Here is a 15,514-nt window from a genome sequence, read left to right as displayed (position 1 = left end):
CGGGGCGCCAAGCCGATGCGTTCGCGATCCGGGACGAATGCCGGCGGCAAACCTTCGTCGCACTTTGGTTTTTCGATGGCATACCGATGGTATGCGAATGGTGAGGGTGTTCATATATGCGCCAAACCAGCACATCAGCTTCGCTCGGGTCGAATGAAACCAGTCATGCGTGAAATCGTCATCGGCGACTTTTTCACGCCGGCCCAGACGCAGCGCCGGATAAAAAACGAGCCGCAGCGTTAGCACTAGTTCGATCGCCACATCCGAGTAAAACGGCTAACCGCCTCGCGTTGTTCGGCGCGGCGGTCCATCGCGACGATGTAGCTTCGTCCAGCCAGAACGGCAGGTCACCACGCCGCCGCGAGGCCGCCTCGTAGACCAACAAGTGGTCATCCGGCAACGGACCCTTGTGATACAGTGGCGTCGGGACCCGTTGTGCTTGAACGGCACTCCGAACGTCTAGCCGGACCCGGATACGCTTGCCAGTCCGCCTACCCGGGCGACGACGCGATTTCCGAGCCGGTCGATCGAGGTATCGAAGTCGAACGGCATGATTAGATTGATCGTATTGCTCCGCCATCGACGCGGATCATCGAGCCGGTGATGTACGACGCGGGAACACCGGCAAGAAATGCAACCGCCGCACCGAACTCTTCGGGACGGCCATAGCGGCCGGCGGGGATTTCCTGTCGCGATGCCTGCTGCACCTGCTCGATCGGCAGCCCCGTGCGCGCGGCGCGTGCCCCGTCGAGCTCACGCACCCGATCGGTGGCGATCCGGCCCGGCAGCACCATGTTGACGGTCACGCCACGCCCCGCGACCTCGCTGGCCAGTGTCTTGGACCAGCCGGCGATCGAACCACGCACCGCATTGGAAAGCGCAAGGCCGGCAATCGGCTGCTCGACGCCCGACGAGCCTATGGTGATCACCCGTCCCCAGTTGCGCGCCAGCATCGTCGGCAGCATCGCCTCGGTGATCCGGAACAAGGACGCCGCCAGCATGGCGAAGCTGTTGCTCCAGGCGTCGGCAGGCTGTCCCTCGACCGGCCCCGGTGCCGGGCCGCCGGTATTGTTGACCAGGATATCGACGCCGCCCTGGGCCAGGACGGCGTCGATCATCGCGCCGATCGATGCCGGGTCGGAGAGGTCGAGCACGAGCGTCGAGATGTCCACGCCCGCTTCCGGCTCGAGCGGCTTCGGGTGACGCGAGGCCGCAATCACGTGCACGCCTTCACGTGCGAGGGCCAATGCGCTGGCGGCGCCGAGGCCGCGGCTGGCGCCCAGAACCAGGGCACGCTTTCCGGTCAATCCGAGATCCATCAGATAAATGCCTCCGGGCATAGCATGATTATTTTAGAAAAAACTCTCGCCGCATTCGTCATCGTTAACGAAACCAGGCGGATGTGCCGCGTCGGACGTAACGGCCCTGACCGGCATGGGCCTGAATGTCCGCGCCATCCCAAGCGAGCTGGCCGCCCAGATAGGTGCGTCTGACACGCGCCGAGAACTGGCGCCCATCGTACGGGCTCCAGTTCAGCGCGTCGTGCGCCTGCGCGCTGTCCCAGCGGAAAACTCCGGGCGTAAGAACCGCAAGATCGGCATCGGCACCGACCTGGATCGCACCTTTTTGCGGCCAGAGACCGAAGAACTTCGCCGGCCGCTCGCTGAGCTGCGCAGCACACGGGGCGGCTGCATCGAGCCCCTGCGCCACCGCACCGGTGAAGAACGCCGGCAGCAAGGTTTCCAAGCGGATAAGGTGGTCATAAGGCATGAGGCGATCCTGTCGAGGCTACGCGATGAGCTGGCGTGGCACCGGTGGTTCAGCCGGGTTCCGGTCTCCGGGCGGCCGGCCTGGGTCGGAACTCCAGGCAGACCATGCGTCGGGATACATCGAAGCCTGGATGCCGAGCGTTGCCAAGGCGCCCACGGTATGGCCGCGGAAACGCCCGCGCCGCCATATATGCCGACGAGGCCAAGAGATCCTGAATCCTCGGCGTGACATCGAGCACGCAGGATGTTGGCATCGGCAACGCATCCGTCGGCGTCGAGATTGTTGACGCAGCCACGTCCGACGCCCCTGGATTATGGCTGCGTGGCGATTGGTCAGAAGCGGACGGACCTCCTTTGTAGCTGGCCGAGATACGAGAGTCGAACAGGGTTCGTAAATTCCGATTCTTCAATAAGCGATAGATTACGATCCGGTTATCTGCAACCCTGGGTCTAGATTGTGACGTGTCCTCGCAACACCGTCTCGCCGAGCGTGTCCGCCCTGCCCTGCGTCACCACCTGTCCACGATCCAGCATGGTGATGTTGCTCTGCGCCAAAGCAACGCCCCGGACCTCCTCGATCTCGGCGCGGGTAATCGGCTGTTGTAGGCGATGATCACCAGGCACTCCATGGCCACCCGCGGGAGACGCCGGGTTTCCCTCAGAGCCTCGCGCAGCTTCTCCGCCAGGTCTGGAGCGGTCCGGAATACCCACCCACCACCATCCTCGACGAGATTGACCCCCCGGGCAGCACAATGCTCCCGGAGGGCGACCAGGACGGTTATCGGATCGAGATGGTCCGGGAGTAGCCGGCGGTGCGTGTCCCAGGTCACCGGCTTGGGACTGACGAACACGAAGGCTTCTGCGAGCCTCCGAACATCAAACGAAATCTCGGGATCTGCCACGGAGCCTTGTCGGTTCATCCGCAACAAGGCTTATCATGAGCAGCTATCGCTGAGGGAGACGACCGCTCTCAGCGGGGCCAGTGCATTTGCTAAGACGGAAGTGCAGTCGTTAAAGGAAATCGACAGCGTCACCGCGCTGTGTGGTGCGCGCAGAACTGACGGCGCAGCATTCGGCGGGCCGGGATTGGTAGCGGCTGTGGCGGCTGACGCGGCATCGGCCGTATCGACATCCTGCACCAGCTGCTCGATCGCCATTCGCCTCGTCTCGCCACCGCGTTGAACTCGCAACCTGTTTGCGCCGCTGCCGCAATTGGGGCAAGCCTCCCCTAAGGCTGGTAAACCACTGATCGTCACGGCCAAGATGAACGACATCGACCCGCAGGTTTGGCTGGCTGACGTGCTGGCCCGCATCGCGGAACATCCGGCGCAGCGCCTCGATGATTTGCTGCCTTGGAACTGGGCCGCAGCCAAATCCAGCGCCGTCGATCAGGCCGCCTAACCCGCATCGCGGCTCGACGGGTTGCTGCCCTGGAACTGAATGGAGCAGGCTGTCAAACTGGCCGCATGAGCCCGAGCAAAGTCCCTGCCAACGACACCTCTGCTGCAGACAGCGTCAACCAGATCTGCACGGTCCGGATCGAACTGTTGGACACCGACCCGCTGATCTGGCGCGAGGTGGAGGTGCCGACCTCCATCACGCTCAAGGTGCTGCACGACATCGTCCAGATCACCATGGGCTGGCTCGACCAGCACCTGTGGGAGTTCACGATCGACAAGAAGATCTATGGGCTGCCGATGGATGAGGACTGGGGTTCCGCACCCCGCACCGAGGCGATCAAGGTCCGCTTACGCGACGTTCTGAAACCCCGCAAAACCAACATCGACTACCTCTACGACATTGGCGACAGCTGGCAACACTGCATCACCGTCACCAAAATCCGCCACGGCCTGCACGACGTCTCCTACCCCCACTACGTTGGCGGCGAATGGGACTGCCCACCCGACGACTGCGGCGGCATCCCCGGCTACTACCACTTGCTCGACGCCCTCGCCGACCCCGAGCACCCCGATCATGCCAGGGTCGCCGAATATCTGGAGGGCTGGAACCCCAAGAAGATCGACGAATTCTCCCTTAGGATAGCCCTTGGCCGCATCGCCAGTCGGCGCAATGCCGCTAGAACTAGGATCCTGAAAACATCACACGATCCCAGCAAATAGGAACATGTAAACTCAGCCGCGGCTCCCGCCGGATGGATACTGATCGTCTCACCGAGCTTGACCAGCCGGCCGTGGCAGTTGGGACAAGCGGTCGGGCCTGGAACGACGACGCGCTCGCGCGGCAGATGGGCTGGCAGCGGCCCGCGCACCGGCTTTGCCCGGCTCGAACCCGGACGCGGATCCCCAGGTGCTGCTGGCTCGACGTCAGCCTCGGCAGCATTCGCCTCCAGCTCCTCGAGCTGCAGCTCCAACTGGTCGAGCAGCCTGCGACTGCGCTCCGACGTTGGGCCGAACCGGTCGCGCTGCAGCTTTGCGATCAGCAGCTTGAGGTGCGCGATCATCGCCTCCGCACCGGTTGCCCGCGTCTCGGCTGACAACCGGGCCGCGCGCTCAGCAACGAGTGCCGCCCGCAGCATGTCGATATCGTCAGGCAGGATGTCGGCGTCGGGTGTCACGCCAGCGATTCAACCACATCCCGGCTGGCTTGTGTACTGATTGCCTCGCCGTCAGCCTGCGGCCTCGGGCCGCCAGGTCCGCTGTGGATGCCGCCAGTCGATCCCTTCCAGCAGCATCGAGAGCATCGCCGGTGTCAGCGACACCACGCCATCAGCCGCCTGCGGCCACACGAACCGGCCGCGCTCCAGGCGCTTGGCATACAGCGACATGCCGAGCCCGTCGTGCCACAGGATCTTCACCAGATCACCGCGGCGTCCCCTGAACACGTAGAGATCGCCAACATGGGGATCACGCTCGAGCGCCTGCTGCACCTGCAGGGCCAGGCCGTTCATGCCGCGGCGCATGTCACTGGCCCCGGCCGCCAGCCAGACCCGGACACCGGACGGAACCGGGATCATCCGCGCAGAACGGCCACGATACGCCGCAGGGCCGCCTGGTTGACCGTCTCATCGACCCGCACACAGACGCCGCCCGGAAACTCGATCTCGATCAACGCAGGCTTTGTCGACGCTTTCGGTGTAGGCGGTGGCACCGGACGCGATTGGTCAGCCTGTTTCTCGGCAGCACGCGGCTCGTCAACGAGGTGAACCGGAACAAGTCGCAACGCGGATCCAGTCTTTACCACCGCGGCTCCTGCCCGCTCGCGGCGCCACCGGTAGACAAGGCTTGTGCAGATCCCGTGTCTGGCGGCGAGCTCTCGAATCCGGGTGCCGGGTACGTAGGAGCTCGCAACCACAAGCGCGCGAAACGCTGGATCATGGGCACGACGCCGGTCGCTGACGATCTCGATCCGCTGCATCGAAGCTGCCTGAGTGGCTGCCACTGTGGCAGCTTCATCTGCTGTATTCACCATGAGGCTAAGGAAATCGGAATCGGCTTATTTCAGCAAGACGTCACTCGCCGGGCGGATACGCATCAGCAAGCTGGCCTCGTCCTACTCCTTCGGCTCGGCCGCGATCGGGCCGACAACTGGGCGCGCCATCTGGTCCAGGGCGACGGGAGGGCAAATGCTCATGGTCCTCCCGTACGGCAATGGTTCGCGGGTCCAGCCGACGGTCGGACCGGGCGACACCCTGGACGTCGGTGCGATCACTCTGAACCTGCCCGCGTTCGCCGGCTTCCCTGATGGGTCGGCCTACTCCGGAAGCATCGCCGCCGGGCTTATCGCCGGGACGGTGCACGACGCGCTCGATGAGGCCCATGCGCCATGGGCGGACACGCCCGGACCGGGTGGCGTCATTCCGAGAGCGATCGTGACCGCGCCCCTGATCCTGCCCGGCACGATCAGCACCAGCCTGAGCGTGCTGAACGGCGCCCTCGTGCCGGTGGCGCTGTCGCCGCTTCCCGGGATCACGACCTAGCCCTGCAGGCCTTTCACCACCCCGCCGAACGTCCTGGCCGCCTTGAGCGGCCTTTTTCATGACTAGGAAGAACAACCATGACAGAAATCTCTGCTTCCCCGTCCGCAGGCACGGCCGTCGCTGGCGACGAGATCCCGCTCGTCCGGATCATCACCCCGCACGATGCCGATGCGGCTAAAAAAGGTTTGACGCCAATCTGACGGATGGCTGGCTGCAGTGCAGGGTTGGCGGAGCCGTCAACGCAGGCAGGCTCAATGCAGATTGGTAGAGGTGTGCCGCAGTATTGCTGCTAGAACACGTTCAGCTACTTTTTCGGGCTGCCTTCTTTGGCCCGAGCGTGATCGGAGCTTACCATCTAATCTTGCGGGAGATTAAATGCCTCCTCGGGTGCATCACGCCGAGGTAAAATCGGCTGTAGAACGTATCGTAGAAATGTTGCCAGGTCGGAAGCTAGCAGACGCGACTCGGTCGCAACGGCATTGATTCTTTTGACATTATAACAATACTTGATCCTGTCTTTCTGGTTGCGAAGGTTGCCAAGGCCCTTCGCAATGTGGATATCCGGTGGGTTGGTTTCTCGTTGCAGACTAGCCTTAACCTGGACGGCGCCCTTACTGAACCAATAGGCAACCTCCAAGACCCAATGTCCGTGGACAAGGACGTTCCTGCGCGACGTCACTGCTTTTAAACGTTCCAGTAAAGCGTCGATTCTCGTGCACACGCTGGGAGAAAGTTTTTCTTTGCAAGTGAAGATATGGCCTCACGCAGACGTTGGGCTGAACCCATTGTGTCAATAATGGTTTGACCAGTAATCTGATCGCACTCGGAAATCTGCATGAACATCCCATCCACTACGTCTTCTAGATTGCTCCACGCACCAAGGAACTTCCCCAAGGCAAGATGATGCGCTTCATCTGTAGGCATATAGTCTTCAACATAAATATAGCCCGGCTGCCTATTTTCAGGCATTACGTGCTGGTTTGGTAAAGGAAGCACTAAGGTAAAGTGATACGGCGTGTCGCTGTAGCCGTAGGCTAGTCTTACAGTCTGAATTTCTAACGTTGCGAGCATGAGGCGATCCATCTAGTCGGTTGATGCGAAGGAGTGACCATTTTCCGCACCCCTCAGGTCGGCTTGAAAAGGGGCCAACGGGGTGGCGGGGCCTTTGCCTACTGGTGAGCGGACTCATGAACGGCTGCATCATGCTCCTCGCGCGCAACACGTGCAGGCGCTGGTCGCACTGGGCCATGGAAGATCATCCTCCCCGTCCGTCGGGCCGCGATCTCTCCGGCCAAATGCACCATGAAAGCCTGTTGCTCGGCTTTACCCGAGATCGTTGGGCGCAATCGTCTGGGCCCATCAGGCATAGCGCGTCGCGGATCGGCCAGCGAGCCGGCAATCGCCCGTCCGACCGCCACAACGGGTGCAAAGAAGACGGCAAGCCCGATCCGGGCCTCGGCAGCAGTGATGCTGGCGATGGCGGCTGCGGCGGAGTTATGGCGCTTCCGGTTGATCGAGTTCGGCATCTCTTACCTGTCCCGTCTTGGCCGGATGGCCATCCGCCCGTCGTCAACGAGCAACCGCAACAGGCTCGCGGCCTCTACTACCACGAAGATTGTCATCACCAGGATATCGGCCGCGAAGATCAGCAGTTCCACTGCCGGTCCCAGTCGGGTCGTGCGCCTGCATCCGGCAGCTGAAGCTTTCCCTTCCCAAGCTGGTCGTGATCGACCCATAGTGCGAGCGAACACTCTAGAATTACGTCGTCGATAGCGTGGCCGATCTAGAACGGGTGCTGATCATCCGCTGCCGGCCGGCGGCCATCGATGGATGGGCCGAGGCATTCGAGGCGGTTGCTCCAGTTCGGATCATCAGGCCGCGGCAGTTGTCGGTTTACGCCACAAAAGCGTAGTAGGAACAAATTCCTAGGGGCGGGTGAGGTAGAGATAGGGGCGGTTTGCCTCTCTGGACCGGTGATCGACAGTCCTAGCTGGCGAGGTGGAAGTATTTCACTACGGCGAATAGGGCCGCGAAAAGGCTGATCATCCCGGCCATAACGGCGGGCATCTGCCACCAGGACGGAAGCTTGCCGATGACCGAGTTCGTCAGGGTGTCGATCTTGCCGCTGATGTTCGCCAGCGTGGTCTCGACGCGCTGCAACCGGTCGTCGATCTTGTCCAGGCGGGCATCGACCTTGTCGATCCGCTTCTCCAGGCCGTCCACGCGGGCGATCAGCAGCTCCATCCCTGGAGTATGGGGAGGACCGCCGTCGCCAGCAACGCTTTCGGAATCTGGGCTATCTGCGCCACGCTTTGCCGCGTGCTGATCGTGGTCGCTGCCTTAATTGGAGTCGGCGTGTTCCATAGCGCGAGCAGCCGGGGCAGGTGCACGCGGGAAAGTGCCCTTCGAACGGTGCAAATACGGGTTTGGGACATGCTTTGCGTGAGGCCGCTTGGCAGGCACCTTCTTGTTGTCGAGTGGTCTCAGGACCGTGGCGGTCGCCTCCGGACGCCGGAGAGACCTGGAGTGGGACAGGGATCCGGCGATCACCTTACCGACGGCAACGACCGGAGCAAGGAACACGGAAAGACCAGTCTTCGCCTCATCGAGAACAGCGCTCGCCAGCCTGTAGCGGCGGCTCATCCTGGTGTTGGTGAGCATATGTGTGTCTCCTCAGCCCGTTGATCGCCGAAACATTGTCTTCCAGGCCTTAACAAGCAGTGAGCGTGACAGGTCGAGCGCCTCGACGACAACGAAGATCGTCATCACCAGCATATCGGCCCCAAAGATCAACAGTTCCACCCCGCGCAGTCCGGTGACCACGTAGGGGGAGACATGCCGCGTCTCGATGAAGTCGACGAACTGACTTAGGAGCAGAGCAGCCCCTGCTACAAGCCCAAAGGCGAGAGTGCCTGTGATAACTTGGACGGCAAACCGGATGACGACCGGCAGCTCATACTTTTCGGGCTTGTCCCCAACGACAAGATCAGGCCGAGGGGCCGGAACTTCGACCGACGGGACAGATTTGCCGGCAAGGCGCTTTTCGCGCTTTCGCACGGCGATCAGTGCAGCGGTAAGCCGATCCTGTTCTGCGGCTGCCGCGCCCTGAGCTTTGAGGGACGCCGTTTGAGCGGCTTGAGCAGCTGCAAGCCGATCAAGCCCTCCCCGCATACCTAATCCCACTGACCGGGCCATCCGGAGCTTTGGTATCGGCGGCGGCGGCTGCTTTCGCGGTGGCTCATCCACCTGACGTGGCCTTACCTTTCGCAGCTTCTAGGCCCAGCTCGATGAGGCGGCGGATCGCCTTCGTGTCTCGGTTGATCCGATTAGCGAACTGATAATCTTCGATTTCGCGCCAAAGGCTCGCAGGGAGCGAGACGGTCTTGCGAATTGCTAGATCCGAATTGACCGGCATGTCAGGCGTCTGAACCAGTTGCGGTCTTCAGCCTGACTCCAGGAGCGTCACCATTGGTGAACTCTACACCAGCGGCCTCCAGCGTAGCGCGCAGCGCAGCGAGGGTGGCTGCGTTGGCAGGATTGTCGCCTTCGATCCTCGTGACAGTCGCTGGAGATACCTTCGCGGCAGATGCCAGCTCGCGAACTCCAAGCTTCAGCGCAGCCCGGGCCATCCTAAGTTGTGTCCCCGTTATCATACGATCACCTTGACAGCACCCGGTTGAGCTTCTTACGTTGGCACTACGTTATCGCATGATGACGTGAACATCAACGAGCCAGGGCGCTTCCTAGGATAGTCCGCGCCAAACGGCCGGGCGAGGTCGGCACGGGAAGCGTTGCAACCGCTTCTCGTGCCTGACCCCGAGCAAGGTGATCGAGACCATGCAAGAGGCTACGAACATCCTACCGAAGACGACGAAACGCCGCGACCTTCTCGGCGCCGCGGGATTTACCATTCTCGCTGGCATTGCCGCTGCGGCGATCGCCAAGCCTGATCAGCACGCAACCGTGGGGATAACGCCCACGGCGGCAACAATCTCCCCCGATGCCGCCCCACTTGCCCTCGCCGACAAGTTCATGGCGCTCCAGGTGCAGGTCGATGAGATCAACGCTGGGCGGCCGGATACAGTAGACGAGCTCGACAACCTCGTCATCGAGCAAGCAGCTATCTTGGACGAGATGAACGAGCACATCGTCACAACGATGACGGGGCACCAAGCCCGAGCTCGCGTCCTGGCGTCATGGTTTGAACTTCGTGGTCTGGATGACTCTTCACACGAGCTCGACGAATACCGGATCTGGCCGCTGCTATGTGATCTACTCGGGGTGTCGGTGTGATGGCCGCCAGTCGCCGAGAGCTCCTCAAGGGCGGGGCGATATCGGCCTTGGTCGGAGTTGCGACCGTCGTCCTGACGGCACCCGCCAGCGCTGACCGTGGCGCCGACGCTGAGCTGATCGCGATCGGGCGCGAGGCCGTCGCTCTCATCGAGAAGCGGAAGCCACTCGAGGCGCGATGGTGGGCAATCCCGACGGGCGGTGATTACAACGATCCCGCAATAAAGACCGAGCTGGACACGGTCAGTGACGCAATGGTGCCGATTGATGATCGGTTGTCTGAAATGGCTGATCGCGCCGTCGAGCTGCGGGCGCATAGCCGTGAAGCCATGATCGCGAAGGCCTGGCTCGTCCACCACGAAATGAAGGTCGTCCATGTGTCGGACGGGGTCGTGGATACGGACAGGTTTGAACCGCACGAGCTCTTGGCCTGGTCGCTGCTCGAGGATCTGCTCGGAGCGGCAGCGTTTCGGGCCCGCTGCGAAAGTGTGCCGTCATAAGCGGCAACGCATCGGGGATCCTCCTCGGCACGCCAGCGATCGCCGTGCGTCTCGGCTTGAAGCCTCGGCAGGTAAACCACCTGCGCGAACATGCCGGACTGCCAACCTTCAATATGGGCCGGTCGGTCTGCGCGAGGCCTAGCGCTCTAGATGCATGGCTGGCGGCGCGAGAGGCGGGGGAGCCAGTCCCGCCACCGGCTCCGCTCCCGCCCGGCCCGAAGCCTGACCGCCGTACTCGAGCCGGGCGCGTCCAGGCCGCCACCACCTACGCACCCCATCAATGCCCGCCTTCTGCGGAGATCGATATGACCGACCTATCCGCCTTCACGTCCGAAGGAACGACCGTCCGCGTCACCGTCATCGGCGGCCAGCCGTGGTACCTGCTTCCCGACCTGTGCGATGCCCTCGACCTGGGCCCGGCGGCCAGCGCCGCGGTTCATCTCGCCCCCGAGGCGCGGACCATGATTCGCGGCACCGGTGAGGTCGGACCGGTGCCAGCTGTGACGGAGCAGGGGATGATCGCCCTTGCGCTCCGCGCCGAGAGCCTGACAGGGCATCGCAACCGGCGTTGGTTGCTCGACCAGGTGCAGCCGGCGGCGCGGCAGATCGTCAGCCTCGGTGAGCCAGCCGGCCTGACGATCATCACCACGGCCACCGCCACGCCGGAGGGTATCACCAGTCTTGATACCCCTCAGCAAGGGGAGCACCTGCGCATCCTCGCGCAGGCCCCCGAGGATCCCCCGGCGCCATTGCCGCTCGGAATGAGCTTGGCCGTCGTTTCGACGGGTCAGGCCGAGCCAGCCGCCGGCGGTCTGATGCCGTTCTCGTTCGGCGACAGGCCGGTCCGGGCGGTCACGCGCGGCGGCGCCCCGTGGTTCGTCCTCGCCGATGTCTGCCGGGTGCTGGAGATCGCCAACAGCCGGCACGCGGCAACCAGGTTGGATGACGATGAGAAGGGTGTCGTCAGTAGCGACACCCCCGGCGGCGACCAGGAAATGACCATCATCAACGAGTCTGGCCTGTACTCGCTGGTGCTGACCAGCCGGAAGCCGGAGGCGAAGGTGTTCAAGCGCTGGATCACCAGCGAGGTCATTCCGGCGATCCGGCGCACCGGCGGCTACATGGTCGCGCGACCGGAGGAGACGCGGGAACAAATCCTGGCCCGGGCGGTGCTGGTCGCGCAGGAGACGATCAATCGATCGGACGCACAGATTGCGGAGATGGCGCCGAAGGTCGAGGCACTGGAACGGATCGCGGGCGCAGCTGGCGCGATGAGCGTTACCGACGCCGGGAAGATCCTGGGGATGGGCCAGGAGGCGATCTTTGCACTGATGCAAAGGCATGGATGGCTGTTCAAGCGGGCGCACGGCCAGACCTGGCTCGGCTACCAGGACAAGGTGACCAGCGGGCACCTCGACCATCGGGTGACGATCACCACCAAGGAGGAGCGCGAGACGGTGCGGCGCCAGGTGCTGGTGACTGCGAAGGGCCTGACGGCGCTGGCTGCGCTGGTCCAGCGCAAGGCGCGGGCGGCGTAGCGGATGGCCAGCACACACAAACGGACCTGGACGAACAAGGCGGGGACCAAGAAAGCCGCCTTCGAGGTCCGCTACTTCGACGAAACAGGGGCGCAGAGGTCGAAATCGTTCGATCGCAAGCGTGAGGCGGACGACTTTGCGTTTCACATCCAAACCGGGATCCGCGAAGGGCGGCGCATCACGGCGCGCGGCACGATCACGGTCCTGCAGGTCGCCGAGGAGTTCTTAGGGGCGGCAGAAGCGAGACGCCGGGACCGCCGCCGGATGGGGGAAAGCCACCTGCGCGGGACCACGTCCATGGTCCGGAACCATATCCTGCCTTCGTTCGGAACACGGGCCATTTCCCACTTGAAATGGACAGAGGTCGATCGTTGGGCCCGGGCGCTCGGTGCGGAGAAGAAGCTGGCGCCTTCGACGGTGAAGCGCGTGATGCACTTCTTCAAGGTCCTGTTCGATTTCGCGATCCGCCGTCAGTACGTGTCCGGAAACGCGGTGCAGGAGGCGATGAAGGATTGGCGTGGCGTGCGGGTCGACCCCGTCCGCCAGTTCGCCATTGAGGACGTGCGGACGCTGATCGAGACCGCGGCGCTGGGCTTCACCAACGCGCACAAGCGGAACATCGCGATGCTGCGGGTCGTGATCCAGCTCGCCGCGTTCTGCGGCTTGCGCTACGGCGAGATCATGGGGCTGCGCTGGGAGGACGTCGACGTCGCGGCTCGGGTCCTGCACGTCCGGCATAACCTGACCGCCTGGGACGAGCTCAAGGACCCGAAGACTCGAGCCGGGCTGCGCGACGTGCCGCTGCCGCAGGCGGTCGCCAACCTCTTCGTCGATTGGCAGCGGCACTATGTCGCCAACGATCGCGGCCTGGTGTTTCGCACCCCAAGCGGCAAACAGATCGCGGCGAACGGGTTTCACGGCACCCACTGGAAGCCGCTACTGGTCCGCGCTGGGCTTGCGCCCAAGGCCGGCGAACCTTGGCTGCACTTCCATGCGCTGCGCCATTTCGCCGCGAGCATGATGATCGATGGCGGACTGCCGGTGACCGATGTCGCGTCGCTGCTCGGCCACGCAAAATTCGACATGACGCTGCAGGTGTACGCCCATCCGATCGCTGGCGGGCACCGTCGCCACGAGGCGCTGGAACGGATGACGGCGGCGTTTTCGCAACCTGACTTTCGCATAGTTTCGCATGAGCCTGCTAAGGCATTGGAAACAAAGGCGTGAGAACTGAACGCGAAGAAGATGATGCTGCCGTCCAGAACTTAACCGACCCTTCTCTCAGACCGGTTCCGCAACACAACCTAACCGCTTCATCCATCTAGACTTCGCGGAATAAGTGCAGGGTCAACGTCGAAAGGGTCTTCCTGTCGCCCCAATGTTCCCTATACGTTCTCCTCGCTGGCGGCTGACCAGGAGGAGGTAGACCATGCAGAAAATTGCTGTTGCCGACCTCCGGTCGCAGATCGCTTCCCTCGAGCGCGGGGCAGGCCGGCAGCGTGACGAGGCCGTGCTGCCGCTCGGGGTCGCGCCGATCGACCGGCATCTGCCTGGCGGTGGCCTGACCCTCGGCGCGGTCCACGAACTCGCTGGCGGTGGCCCGGAAGTCGAGCAGGGTGCCGCTCCTGCCTTGTTCGCCGCCGGCCTGCTGGCCCGTCGGCCCGGCCCGGTGCTGTGGATCCTTGGCAAACACGACCTGTTTTCCGCCGGCCTAGCCCAGGCCGGTCTCGATCCGGCCCGGCTCGTGCTGGTGCAGGCGCGGCAGAATGCCTTGCAGGCGATGGAGGAAGGGCTGCGTCATCCCGATCTTGCGGGAGTAGTGTGTGAACTCGAGGGCAAGCTGGACCTGGTCGCCTCACGGCGCCTGCAGTTGGCGGCCGAAGCCTCCGACGTGCTCGGGCTGGTGCTGCGCCGCAGTCGTCGCTTCAACGACCCAGCACTCATCGCCCCCTCAGCCGCCTCGACGCGCTGGCGCATCACCGGCGTGCCGTCGCCGCCGCCGCTGGCGCATGCACCGGAGGGCGCCGGTGTCGGCCGGCCGCTCTGGCATCTCGAGCTGCTGCGCTGTCGCGGCGCCGAACCCGCATCCTGGATTGTTGAAGGCTGCAATGCGCAGGGTCATCTCGCTCTGGCTCCCCACATGGCCAACCGACCGGCTGCGGCGGCACCGCTGCGCCGACGTGCCGGCTGATGTGCCGCTGGTCACCCGTAGCCATGACGGACGCCGGATGGTGATCGCTGCCGCCTGCTCCGCTGCCCGTGGACTCTTGCTGCACGCCGGCATGCCACTGGCGCATGCGCGGGCGATGGTGCCCGGCCTTACAGTGGTCGATGCCACCCCGGACGAGGACGCCGAGGCCCTGCGACGATTGGCGGCCTGGTGCCTGCGGCTGTCGCCGATGACCGCCGCCGACGAACCTGATGGAGTCTGGATCGACGCCACCGGATGCACGCATCTGCAGGACGGCGAACATGCGATGCTGGCGCAGTTGTCCGAACACTTAGCGCGGCATGGACTGACGGCGCGGTTGGCCATCGCCGACACGCCGGGAGCTGCGCATGCGATTGCCCGCTTTGGTTCGGATCCCACCACCATCATCGGGATGGGGCTGCATGCGGAGGCCCTGGCCGACCTGCCGATCGAGGCCCTGCGGATCGACACCGACACGGCAGGCGGGCTGCGTCGGCTGGGGCTAGAGCGTGTCGGCCAGCTGGCAACAACACCGCGCGCACCGCTGGCGCGTCGGTTCGGCAACGGGCTGCTGACCCGGCTCGATCAGGCATCTGGCCGGGTGCGCGAGCCGATCCAGCCTGTGCTGCCGCCGGACACGATCTCGATCCGCCGCACCTTCGTCGAGCCGCTCTCGACCCCGGAGGCCTTCGTTACGGTGATCTTGGTGCTGGTCACCGAAGCCTGCACGCTGTTGGAGCAGCGTGGGCAGGGTGCCCGGCAGCTGGACCTGATATTCGAGCGCACCGATGCATCGCTGCAGGTGGTTCGGATCGGCACCGCCCGCCCGGCGCGCGACATCCGCCATCTGGCCCGGCTGCTGGATGAGCGCATCGAGGAGGTCGATCCCGGCCCGGGTGTCGAAGCGATGCGGCTGGTGCTGCCGCTGGTTGAGCCGCTGTCCTACGCCCAGCGCCCGGGCGGGCTGGCCCCGGACGGCGCACCGGAAGCGGACCTGTCCGAGCTGATCGACCGGCTGGTGAACCGGCTCGGACCGGGCAAGGTCTATCGCATGCAGTCGGTGGAGAGCGACGTGCCGGAGCGCTCGCAGCAGGCGGTGTCGGTCTACACGCCGCTCGTCCCCGCCGGGCGGATTTCGCCCTGGCCGCGACCGATCCGGCTGCTCGGCCAGCCGGAGCCGATCGAGACGCTGGCGATGCTGCCGGACCATCCGCCCAAGGCCTTCACCTGGCGCAAGGTGCGTCACCGCGTCCTGCATGTCAACGGCGGTTGAACCCTCCGCAGAAGTG

20 protein-coding genes and 3 pseudogenes are annotated in these 15,514 nt (G+C 63.9%); 11 read left to right on the top strand and 12 right to left on the bottom strand.

Annotation, left to right across the window (positions count from 1 at the left end):
- Window positions 1–554: 554 nt before the first annotated feature.
- The 5 genes and pseudogenes from HN018_RS22825 to HN018_RS22810 form a co-directional block, all read right to left on the bottom strand.
- Entirely contained in the window at window positions 555–1,319 is a 765-nt protein-coding gene (locus HN018_RS22825) for an SDR family oxidoreductase (protein WP_171836210.1), read from the bottom strand.
- Between the two features lie 64 nt (window positions 1,320–1,383).
- Window positions 1,384–1,770: an amidohydrolase family protein gene (locus tag HN018_RS22820; RefSeq protein WP_171836209.1), complete on the bottom strand. Its 387-nt coding sequence runs from the start codon at window positions 1,768–1,770 to the stop codon at window positions 1,384–1,386.
- 449 nt (window positions 1,771–2,219) lie between these two features.
- Window positions 2,220–2,393, bottom strand: a complete 174-nt coding sequence (locus HN018_RS28810; protein ID WP_239479409.1) for an SMC-Scp complex subunit ScpB — start codon at window positions 2,391–2,393, stop codon at window positions 2,220–2,222.
- A 32-nt stretch (window positions 2,394–2,425) separates the two neighbouring features.
- Window positions 2,426–2,689: pseudogene (locus HN018_RS29530) on the bottom strand (SMC-Scp complex subunit ScpB); the annotation flags it as partial.
- Between the two features lie 15 nt (window positions 2,690–2,704).
- Entirely contained in the window at window positions 2,705–2,926 is a 222-nt protein-coding gene (locus HN018_RS22810; RefSeq protein ID WP_171836207.1) for a hypothetical protein, read from the bottom strand.
- Window positions 2,927–3,014: 88 nt separating this feature from the next.
- Here HN018_RS22810 and HN018_RS22805 point away from each other — a divergent pair.
- Window positions 3,015–3,170: pseudogene (locus tag HN018_RS22805) on the top strand (transposase domain-containing protein); the annotation flags it as partial.
- 65 nt (window positions 3,171–3,235) lie between these two features.
- Window positions 3,236–3,889: a plasmid pRiA4b ORF-3 family protein gene (locus tag HN018_RS22800; protein ID WP_172443546.1), complete on the top strand. Its 654-nt coding sequence runs from the start codon at window positions 3,236–3,238 to the stop codon at window positions 3,887–3,889.
- Window positions 3,890–4,056: 167 nt separating this feature from the next.
- Here the strand turns inward: HN018_RS22800 and HN018_RS29745 are convergent.
- The 3 genes and pseudogenes from HN018_RS29745 to tnpA all read right to left on the bottom strand — a co-directional run.
- Window positions 4,057–4,230: pseudogene (locus HN018_RS29745) on the bottom strand (IS66 family transposase); the annotation flags it as partial.
- A gap of 165 nt (window positions 4,231–4,395) precedes the next feature.
- Window positions 4,396–4,743 carry an IS66 family insertion sequence element accessory protein TnpB gene (tnpB, locus tag HN018_RS22790; protein ID WP_172443533.1) on the bottom strand — a complete coding sequence of 116 codons (348 nt, stop codon included), beginning with the start codon at window positions 4,741–4,743 and terminating at the stop codon, window positions 4,396–4,398.
- Window positions 4,740–5,144: an IS66-like element accessory protein TnpA gene (gene tnpA, locus HN018_RS22785; protein ID WP_171837828.1), complete on the bottom strand. Its 405-nt coding sequence runs from the start codon at window positions 5,142–5,144 to the stop codon at window positions 4,740–4,742. The genes tnpB and tnpA overlap by 4 nt, the downstream gene beginning before the upstream one ends.
- A 208-nt stretch (window positions 5,145–5,352) precedes the next feature.
- Between tnpA and HN018_RS22780 the strand changes: the two genes are divergently transcribed.
- Together HN018_RS22780 and HN018_RS29170 are read left to right on the top strand one after the other, a co-directional pair.
- Entirely contained in the window at window positions 5,353–5,706 is a 354-nt protein-coding gene (locus tag HN018_RS22780; RefSeq protein WP_171836881.1) for a hypothetical protein, read from the top strand.
- Between the two features lie 77 nt (window positions 5,707–5,783).
- Window positions 5,784–5,906, top strand: a complete 123-nt coding sequence (locus HN018_RS29170) for a hypothetical protein (protein ID WP_275434413.1) — start codon at window positions 5,784–5,786, stop codon at window positions 5,904–5,906.
- A gap of 484 nt (window positions 5,907–6,390) precedes the next feature.
- On the opposite strand, the gene HN018_RS22775 is transcribed toward HN018_RS29170, so the two are convergent.
- Window positions 6,391–6,777: a hypothetical protein gene (locus HN018_RS22775; RefSeq protein ID WP_171836880.1), complete on the bottom strand. Its 387-nt coding sequence runs from the start codon at window positions 6,775–6,777 to the stop codon at window positions 6,391–6,393.
- Window positions 6,778–6,893: 116 nt separating this feature from the next.
- Here HN018_RS22775 and HN018_RS22770 point away from each other — a divergent pair, with 116 nt between their 5' ends.
- The gene (locus tag HN018_RS22770) at window positions 6,894–7,406 is read left to right on the top strand and encodes a hypothetical protein (protein WP_171836879.1); all 513 of its coding nucleotides are present in this window, start codon (window positions 6,894–6,896) and stop codon (window positions 7,404–7,406) included.
- Between the two features lie 286 nt (window positions 7,407–7,692).
- Here HN018_RS22770 and HN018_RS22765 read toward each other — a convergent pair whose 3' ends face one another.
- The 3 genes from HN018_RS22765 to HN018_RS22755 all read right to left on the bottom strand — a co-directional run bounded on the left by HN018_RS22765 (window position 7,693) and on the right by HN018_RS22755 (window position 9,335).
- A complete protein-coding gene (locus HN018_RS22765) occupies window positions 7,693–7,950 on the bottom strand; it encodes a hypothetical protein (RefSeq protein ID WP_171836878.1) in 258 nt (85 codons plus the stop codon).
- 429 nt (window positions 7,951–8,379) lie between these two features.
- On the bottom strand, window positions 8,380–8,877 hold the full coding sequence (locus HN018_RS22760; RefSeq protein ID WP_171836877.1) for a hypothetical protein: 498 nt from the start codon (window positions 8,875–8,877) through the stop codon (window positions 8,380–8,382).
- A 245-nt stretch (window positions 8,878–9,122) separates the two neighbouring features.
- Window positions 9,123–9,335: a transcriptional regulator gene (locus HN018_RS22755; RefSeq protein WP_171836876.1), complete on the bottom strand. Its 213-nt coding sequence runs from the start codon at window positions 9,333–9,335 to the stop codon at window positions 9,123–9,125.
- 196 nt (window positions 9,336–9,531) lie between these two features.
- Here HN018_RS22755 and HN018_RS22750 point away from each other — a divergent pair, with 196 nt between their 5' ends.
- The 6 genes from HN018_RS22750 to HN018_RS22725 all read left to right on the top strand — a co-directional run bounded on the left by HN018_RS22750 (window position 9,532) and on the right by HN018_RS22725 (window position 15,498).
- Window positions 9,532–9,999 carry a hypothetical protein gene (locus tag HN018_RS22750; protein WP_171836875.1) on the top strand — a complete coding sequence of 156 codons (468 nt, stop codon included), beginning with the start codon at window positions 9,532–9,534 and terminating at the stop codon, window positions 9,997–9,999.
- Window positions 9,999–10,496, top strand: a complete 498-nt coding sequence (locus tag HN018_RS22745) for a hypothetical protein (protein WP_171836874.1) — start codon at window positions 9,999–10,001, stop codon at window positions 10,494–10,496. The genes HN018_RS22750 and HN018_RS22745 overlap by 1 nt, the downstream gene beginning before the upstream one ends.
- A 305-nt stretch (window positions 10,497–10,801) precedes the next feature.
- Window positions 10,802–12,034, top strand: a complete 1,233-nt coding sequence (locus tag HN018_RS28800; protein ID WP_239479408.1) for a BRO family protein — start codon at window positions 10,802–10,804, stop codon at window positions 12,032–12,034.
- A gap of 3 nt (window positions 12,035–12,037) precedes the next feature.
- The gene (locus tag HN018_RS22735; protein ID WP_171836873.1) at window positions 12,038–13,261 is read left to right on the top strand and encodes a tyrosine-type recombinase/integrase; all 1,224 of its coding nucleotides are present in this window, start codon (window positions 12,038–12,040) and stop codon (window positions 13,259–13,261) included.
- A 202-nt stretch (window positions 13,262–13,463) separates the two neighbouring features.
- Window positions 13,464–14,225: an ImuA family protein gene (locus HN018_RS22730; protein ID WP_171836872.1), complete on the top strand. Its 762-nt coding sequence runs from the start codon at window positions 13,464–13,466 to the stop codon at window positions 14,223–14,225.
- Window positions 14,143–15,498 (top strand): Y-family DNA polymerase, encoded by a 1,356-nt coding sequence (locus tag HN018_RS22725; protein WP_171836871.1) that lies wholly within the window; start codon window positions 14,143–14,145, stop codon window positions 15,496–15,498. Before HN018_RS22730 ends, HN018_RS22725 begins: the two co-directional genes overlap by 83 nt.
- The last annotated feature ends 16 nt before the right edge of the window (window positions 15,499–15,514 follow it).

The organism is Lichenicola cladoniae (assembly GCF_013201075.1).
GTDB lineage: Bacteria > Pseudomonadota > Alphaproteobacteria > Acetobacterales > Acetobacteraceae > Lichenicola > Lichenicola cladoniae.
Note: the sequence above shows the minus strand (reverse complement) of the source record. Positions and strands in the feature narration are given on the sequence as shown.

Excerpts from the sequence above, each read along its gene's own strand:
- HN018_RS22800 (WP_172443546.1), top strand. The coding sequence starts at position 3,236 with ATGAGCCCGAGCAAAGTCCCTGCCAACGACACCTCTGCTGCAGACAGC.
- HN018_RS22825 (WP_171836210.1), bottom strand. The coding sequence starts at position 1,319 with ATGGATCTCGGATTGACCGGAAAGCGTGCCCTGGTTCTGGGCGCCAGC.
- HN018_RS22730 (WP_171836872.1), top strand. The coding sequence starts at position 13,464 with ATGCAGAAAATTGCTGTTGCCGACCTCCGGTCGCAGATCGCTTCCCTC.
- HN018_RS22775 (WP_171836880.1), bottom strand. The coding sequence starts at position 6,777 with ATGCTCGCAACGTTAGAAATTCAGACTGTAAGACTAGCCTACGGCTAC.
- HN018_RS22780 (WP_171836881.1), top strand. The coding sequence starts at position 5,353 with ATGCTCATGGTCCTCCCGTACGGCAATGGTTCGCGGGTCCAGCCGACG.
- HN018_RS22810 (WP_171836207.1), bottom strand. The coding sequence starts at position 2,926 with ATGGCGATCGAGCAGCTGGTGCAGGATGTCGATACGGCCGATGCCGCG.
- tnpA (WP_171837828.1), bottom strand. The coding sequence starts at position 5,144 with ATGCAGCGGATCGAGATCGTCAGCGACCGGCGTCGTGCCCATGATCCA.
- HN018_RS29170 (WP_275434413.1), top strand. The coding sequence starts at position 5,784 with ATGACAGAAATCTCTGCTTCCCCGTCCGCAGGCACGGCCGTCGCTGGC.
- HN018_RS22820 (WP_171836209.1), bottom strand. The coding sequence starts at position 1,770 with ATGCCTTATGACCACCTTATCCGCTTGGAAACCTTGCTGCCGGCGTTC.
- HN018_RS22725 (WP_171836871.1), top strand. The coding sequence starts at position 14,143 with ATGCGCAGGGTCATCTCGCTCTGGCTCCCCACATGGCCAACCGACCGG.
- HN018_RS22760 (WP_171836877.1), bottom strand. The coding sequence starts at position 8,877 with ATGCGGGGAGGGCTTGATCGGCTTGCAGCTGCTCAAGCCGCTCAAACG.
- HN018_RS28800 (WP_239479408.1), top strand. The coding sequence starts at position 10,802 with ATGACCGACCTATCCGCCTTCACGTCCGAAGGAACGACCGTCCGCGTC.
- HN018_RS22735 (WP_171836873.1), top strand. The coding sequence starts at position 12,038 with ATGGCCAGCACACACAAACGGACCTGGACGAACAAGGCGGGGACCAAG.
- tnpB (WP_172443533.1), bottom strand. The coding sequence starts at position 4,743 with ATGATCCCGGTTCCGTCCGGTGTCCGGGTCTGGCTGGCGGCCGGGGCC.
- HN018_RS22755 (WP_171836876.1), bottom strand. The coding sequence starts at position 9,335 with ATGGCCCGGGCTGCGCTGAAGCTTGGAGTTCGCGAGCTGGCATCTGCC.
- HN018_RS22765 (WP_171836878.1), bottom strand. The coding sequence starts at position 7,950 with ATGGAGCTGCTGATCGCCCGCGTGGACGGCCTGGAGAAGCGGATCGAC.
- HN018_RS22745 (WP_171836874.1), top strand. The coding sequence starts at position 9,999 with ATGGCCGCCAGTCGCCGAGAGCTCCTCAAGGGCGGGGCGATATCGGCC.
- HN018_RS22770 (WP_171836879.1), top strand. The coding sequence starts at position 6,894 with ATGAACGGCTGCATCATGCTCCTCGCGCGCAACACGTGCAGGCGCTGG.